We start from the raw sequence: 5,232 nt of genomic DNA, 5'->3' as shown, positions 1-5,232 counted from the left end.
ATCTGGTAGATGCCAACCTTGGTTGGCACGCCGCTACACCATCCCACCATTGGCCCGCAGCACCTGGCCATTGATCCAGCCGCCATCGGCACCGGCCAGGAACGCCACCGCGCCGGCGATGTCTTCCGGCGTACCCAGCCGCTCCAACGGATTCATCTTCGCCAGCCGATCAATCAGTTCCGGCGACTTCCCGTCCAGGAACAGATCGGTGGCGGTCGGCCCGGGCGCCACCGCGTTCACGGTGATGCCGCGCCCACGCAGTTCCTTGCTGAGAATCGCGCCCATGGTCTCCACCGCGGCCTTGCTGGCGGCATACACGCTGTAGTTTTCCAGCTTGATGCCAACCACGCTGGTGGACAGGGTGACGATGCGACCACCGTCGCGCACGCGCCGCGCGGCCTCGCGCAGCACATTGAATGCACCCTTGAGGTTGATGCCGATCACACGGTCGAACAGGGCATCATCGCTGTCGGCCAGTGCGGCCAACTGCAGCACGCCGGCACTGTTGACCACCACATCGATGCCACCGAAGCGTGCCTCGATGGCGTCGAACAGCGCGTGCACGGCCTGCGGTTCGGCGACATCGGCCTGCAGGGCGATGGCATGCCCTCCGCTGGCGGTCAGTTCGGCAGCCAGTGCTTCGGCCTCATTACGGCGGCCGGCATAGTTGATCACCACGGCATGGCCGTCGGCGGCCAGCCGGCGCGAGATGGCAGCGCCGATGCCACGGGAGCCCCCGGTGACCAGGGCGACAGAGCGGGAAGCAGAGGAGGTCATGGCAGATTCCAGAAGTGCGCGCCGGCATGGCGCACGGCCATCTTGGTCTCTCCGCCGTCGCGGATAATCATGGATAATCCGGAAACATCATCCGGCCGCCCGAACAATGGACAGATTCACCGCCCTGCGTGCGTTCGTGCGGATCGTCGAACGCCACAGCTTCAGCCGTGCCGCCGAAGACCTGGGGCTGCCGCGGGCCACGGTGACCGACGCGATCAAAGCACTGGAGCAGCGTCTGGGCGTGCGCCTGCTGCATCGGACTACGCGCGTGGTGGTGCCGACGCTGGAAGGCGAGGCCTTCTACGGCCGCTGTCTGCGCCTGATCGCGGACATGGACGATGCCGAAGCCGCGTTCCGTGACGTGCCGCCACGCGGGCCGCTGCGCATCGAGGTGCACGGTACGCTGGGGCGCCACCTGTTGTTTCCGCATCTGCCGGATTTCCTGCAGCGGTACCCGGACATCGAACTGGAGGTCAGCGAGGGCGACCGCTATGTCGACCTGCTGCGCGAGGGGGTGGATGGGGCCATCCGCGTGGGCACCCTGGCCGACAGCGATCTGGCCGCACGGCGCCTGGCGTTGCTGCGCGAGGTCACGGTGGCGTCGCCCGCCTACGTGAAGTCACACGGGCGGCCGGAAAACATCGCGTCGCTGGCGGCGGGACACCAGATGGTCGGCTACCGTTCCAGCGCCACCGGCCAGCTCATTCCGCTGGAGTTCCAGCAGGGCGGGCAGGTTCGCCACGTGCCGCTGCCGGCACGCGTGCGGGTGTCCGGTGCCGACGCCTTCCTCGGTGCCGCGTTGGCCGGGTTGGGCATCATCCAGGCACCGCGCTACCGGATGGACCCTTACATCGCGCGCGGGCAGTTGCTGGAGCTGTTGCCCGGGATGCCACCCACACCGAGCCCGGTCAGCCTGGTCTATCCGCGCAACCGTACGCCATCGCCGCGGCTGCGGGTGTTCATCGACTGGGTGGCGGCTGTGTTCGAGCACGCAGGCTGACGCCGACCTATCGGTCAACCCAGGCCGGGCAGCGGCGCGTGCGATGACACCAGCTGGCGGTCGCGCAATGCCTGCCAGAACGCGGTGGGAATCGTCGCCCCGGCCAACGCCAGGTTCTCGGCGATGCGCTCGGGACGGCTTGCACCGGGAATCGCCGCTGCCACTGCCGGGTGCGCCAGCGAGAACTGCAGCGCGGCGGCGCGCAGGTCCACCTGGTGTTCTGCCGCAACGTCGCGCAATGCCTGCACGCGGGCCAGCACCTCTGGCGTGGCGGTCTGGTATTCGTAATGCGCGCCGCCGGCAAGGATGCCGGAGTTGTACGGCCCGCCGACCACGATGCCGACGCCACGTGCAACGCTGTCCGGCATCAACCGCTGCAGGGCCTCTTCGTGGTCGAGCAGGGTGTAGCGCCCGGCAATCAGGAAGCCATCCGGGTCGGCCTGCTGCAGCGCCATCTCGCAGGGCTGCACGCGGTTGACGCCCAGGCCCCAGGCCCTGATGACACCTTCCTCACGCAGGCGGGTGAGCGCCACGGCGGCGCCGTCCATCGCCTGCTGGAAGACCTCCTTCCAGGCATCGCCATGGAAGTCACGCGCCGGATCATGGATCCAGACGATGTCCAGGCGATCGGTACGCAGGCGCTGCAGGCTCTCCTCGATCGCGCGCAGGGTGCCGTCAGCGCTGTAGTCGTAGACGATGCGGTTGGGCAGGCCATGCTCGAACAGGCCACCTTTCTCACCAAGGTCACGCCGGGTGGTGTCTTCCACCTCGTCCAGCACACGGCGGCCGACCTTGCTGCTCAGTACATAGGCATCACGGTCGTGATGCTGCAGGGCCTCGCCCAGGCGCAGTTCGGCCAGGCCAGCGCCGTACATCGGTGCGGCGTCGAAGTAGCGGATGCCCTGCTGCCAGGCTGCCTCGACGGTATCCAGCGCCTCCTGCTGGGGAATGTTGCGGTACATGTTGCCCAACGGTGCGGTGCCGAAGCCGATGGGCGAGGGAATGGAAAGTCGCATGGGAATCTCGTGGGGAAGGGACATTCAGTCGTGCGGGGGCAGCGCCTGCAGCGTGCCCTGCATGCGGTGGAAGCGGCCGTCGGTGGCGGTGAACCACGCCAGCGAATGGCCGTGCAGGAAGTCATCGACGTGCACCACGGTGGCACCGTCGGCTTCCTGCCAGGAAATGGCATAGATGCCCTCGGCAACCTGCCGCCACTCGCAGCTGGCTTCGCCGTGGGCACCGGCATAGATACCGGAGACGATGGCGTAGTGCACGCGATGGCCATCAGCGCTGTAGCGGTTGTCGGCGGCCAGGCCGTCATAGCTGACCCGGAACCGGCGACCGGCAAACATCGGCGGGGCGTCGCTCATCGGATCGCCACCGGGTTGATGTTGACCTGGGTGGAGCCGACGTACAGCGGCTGGCCGAGCACGAACAGGAATTCCCACGCCTTGTCGCGCACCAGCGCGCGGCTGTCGATCAGTTCCAGGTTGTAGATGCCGCGCTTGGCCAGCATGTACTGGTTCACCGGGAACTCGTCGGCGCCGTGCGGATTGGGGTAGACCTCCGAGGCCCAGGTGTCACCGCCGAAGGCGACGATGCCCTGGTCGGCCAGCCACTTCGCCGCGTCCATGCCGATGCCCGGCTCGACCTCCAGGAACTGCGCGTTGTCCTTGCCGATCAGCTCCAGCCAGCCGGTGTTGAACAGCACCACATCGCCCTTGCGCAGGGTCAGGTGCTGCTGCTTCAGCACGGCCTGGATGTCGGCGACGCTGAACTCGGTGCCGCCGGGCACGATGGCCTTGCCGTAGTACGCGGTCATGTCCAGCACCACGCCGCGTGTGACCAGCGGCGGCACCTTCTCCACGCCCAGCCTGCGCACGCCATCGACGCTGACGAAGTCGGCGGCCTTGTTGCCGTTGTAGTAGACGTTGTCGATGCCGATGTGACCAATGCCGTTGAGCTGGGTGCCGACACCGGTCCAGGCGTTCACCAGTTCATCGTTGAAGGTGAATCTGTTCGGGCCCAATGACTTGCCGGCCTGTTGCCCGACCTGCACGTTGTACAGGCGGAAGCTGCGATGGCGAAAGGCGGGCAGGTTCTTGTCCACCGGTACCGCCAGCGGATACGTCTTGCCGGTCTTCACCAGCGACACCGCCTGCTTGACCACATCGGCGGTGAGCAGGTTGGCCGCGCCGATCTCATCGTTGGCGCCGTATGCCGAGGGATACCAGTCCGCAGCGAGAGCGGCGGAGGGCAGCGGGAGCGAGGCCAGTGCAAGCAGGGCCAGGGAGGTGATGTTCATTGCGGGGCTCCAGTGCCGGTCACGCATGCGCCGCGAACTGCGGCAGCACGTACTCGGCGATTTCGTGGAAGGTGTCGGCCAAAGGCCGTTCGTTGCGGCGGAAGTGCAGGCCGATGTGATCGACGCCGGCGGCCTGCATCGCCTGCAGTTCGGCCAGCAGCGCATTGCGGCCGCCGCGCAGGCCGAAGCGCCAACGCTGCAGCGGTGCGTCGGCCCGTTCCAGCAGATCCAGGTGGATGAAGCTTGCATAGGGTTTGTTGCCGGCTACCGCGCGCCACGCCGCCACGCGGTGGGCATGTTCCTGGGGCGTGCCGGGGTAAGCCAGGCAGCCGTCCATATGTGCGCCGATCCAGGCCGGCTGCTGCTGCGCCAGGCCGGCCACCAGCAGCGGCAGCGCCCGACCATCGGCAGGCAGTACTTCCAACCCCTGCGGCAGCCGTGCAGCGGTGCCTTCGCGCAGCAGCCCGATCTGCTCGCGGAAGCGCGTGCCACGGGTGTCGAAGTCGCGGCCGAACAGCGGGTACTCCACCGGCCGGTCGCCGCTGGCAACGCCCAGCAGCAGGCGATCGCCACTGAGCTGCTGTACGCTGCGTGCCGACTTCAACGTCAGCAGAGGTTCGCGGATCGGCAGCACCACCGCGCCGGTCCCCAACAGGATCTCTTCGGTGATGCCGGCCAGGTAGCCGAGATAGGTGAACACTTCGAACACCTGCGCGGCATCGCCGAATGCCGGGTCGTACACCGGCACGTCGCGCACCCACAGCGCACGGAAGCCGAGGCGGTCGGCCAGCCTGGCAAGGTCGGCGTGCTGCTGCAGGTCCGGTTCGCCCGGCAGGCGGCGCGCAATGCGTCGTGCCTGTTCGCCCAGCGGCGTCCAGTCGTTGTCCAGCGGCGCTTCAATGCCAATGCTGAAGCCGCCCGCCTGCAGTCGTGTCAACGCAGTAGCCATCAGCGCGTGCTCCTCAGTCCCAGGCAGGCGCCAGGCCCGGCGGGTCGACTTCGCGGCCGTTGCGTTCAAGTGCGGCGATCGCAGCCATGTCTTCGGCATCCAGCTGCAGCTCGCGGGCAAGCAGGTTGCTGGCCAGGTTTTCGCGCTTGGTCGAGGAAGGAATGACGGCGTAACCCAGCTGCAGCGCCCAGGCCAGTGCGA

The 5,232-nt window shown here is 67.5% G+C and carries 7 protein-coding genes; 1 reads left to right on the top strand and 6 read right to left on the bottom strand.

Annotation, left to right across the window (positions count from 1 at the left end; translation table 11 throughout):
* Positions 1–33: 33 nt before the first annotated feature.
* Positions 34–777, bottom strand: coding sequence for an SDR family oxidoreductase (locus AC1VAN_RS10355; RefSeq protein ID WP_442251785.1), 744 nt, complete (start codon positions 775–777; stop codon positions 34–36).
* A gap of 106 nt (positions 778–883) precedes the next feature.
* On the opposite strand from AC1VAN_RS10355, the gene AC1VAN_RS10350 reads away from it, so the two are divergent.
* The gene (locus AC1VAN_RS10350) at positions 884–1,777 is read left to right on the top strand and encodes a LysR family transcriptional regulator (RefSeq protein WP_480985750.1); all 894 of its coding nucleotides are present in this window, start codon (positions 884–886) and stop codon (positions 1,775–1,777) included.
* Positions 1,778–1,791: 14 nt separating this feature from the next.
* Here AC1VAN_RS10350 and AC1VAN_RS10345 read toward each other — a convergent pair whose 3' ends face one another.
* The 5 genes from AC1VAN_RS10345 to AC1VAN_RS10325 all read right to left on the bottom strand — a co-directional run.
* Entirely contained in the window at positions 1,792–2,793 is a 1,002-nt protein-coding gene (locus AC1VAN_RS10345; protein ID WP_442251786.1) for an aldo/keto reductase, read from the bottom strand.
* A gap of 24 nt (positions 2,794–2,817) precedes the next feature.
* Positions 2,818–3,147 carry a MoaF-related domain-containing protein gene (locus AC1VAN_RS10340; protein ID WP_248150006.1) on the bottom strand — a complete coding sequence of 110 codons (330 nt, stop codon included), beginning with the start codon at positions 3,145–3,147 and terminating at the stop codon, positions 2,818–2,820.
* Positions 3,144–4,082: a cyclase family protein gene (locus AC1VAN_RS10335; RefSeq protein WP_312963627.1), complete on the bottom strand. Its 939-nt coding sequence runs from the start codon at positions 4,080–4,082 to the stop codon at positions 3,144–3,146. Before AC1VAN_RS10335 ends, AC1VAN_RS10340 begins: the two co-directional genes overlap by 4 nt.
* 19 nt (positions 4,083–4,101) lie before the next feature.
* Positions 4,102–5,031: a TIGR03571 family LLM class oxidoreductase gene (locus AC1VAN_RS10330; RefSeq protein WP_442251787.1), complete on the bottom strand. Its 930-nt coding sequence runs from the start codon at positions 5,029–5,031 to the stop codon at positions 4,102–4,104.
* A 13-nt stretch (positions 5,032–5,044) separates the two neighbouring features.
* The coding region (locus AC1VAN_RS10325) for an aldo/keto reductase (RefSeq protein ID WP_480985749.1) at positions 5,045–5,232 on the bottom strand (188 nt) is incomplete at its 5' end.

This window comes from Stenotrophomonas sp. 05L44_2 (genome assembly GCF_056665995.1).
The sequence above is the reverse complement of the archived record's forward strand: the minus strand, read 5'-3'. Positions and strand labels throughout refer to the sequence as shown.

Coding starts and splice junctions, on each gene's coding strand:
- AC1VAN_RS10355 (WP_442251785.1), bottom strand. CDS start 777: ATGACCTCCTCTGCTTCCCGCTCTGTCGCCCTGGTCACCGGGGGCTCC.
- AC1VAN_RS10350 (WP_480985750.1), top strand. CDS start 884: ATGGACAGATTCACCGCCCTGCGTGCGTTCGTGCGGATCGTCGAACGC.
- AC1VAN_RS10345 (WP_442251786.1), bottom strand. CDS start 2,793: ATGCGACTTTCCATTCCCTCGCCCATCGGCTTCGGCACCGCACCGTTG.
- AC1VAN_RS10340 (WP_248150006.1), bottom strand. CDS start 3,147: ATGAGCGACGCCCCGCCGATGTTTGCCGGTCGCCGGTTCCGGGTCAGC.
- AC1VAN_RS10335 (WP_312963627.1), bottom strand. CDS start 4,082: ATGAACATCACCTCCCTGGCCCTGCTTGCACTGGCCTCGCTCCCGCTG.
- AC1VAN_RS10330 (WP_442251787.1), bottom strand. CDS start 5,031: ATGGCTACTGCGTTGACACGACTGCAGGCGGGCGGCTTCAGCATTGGC.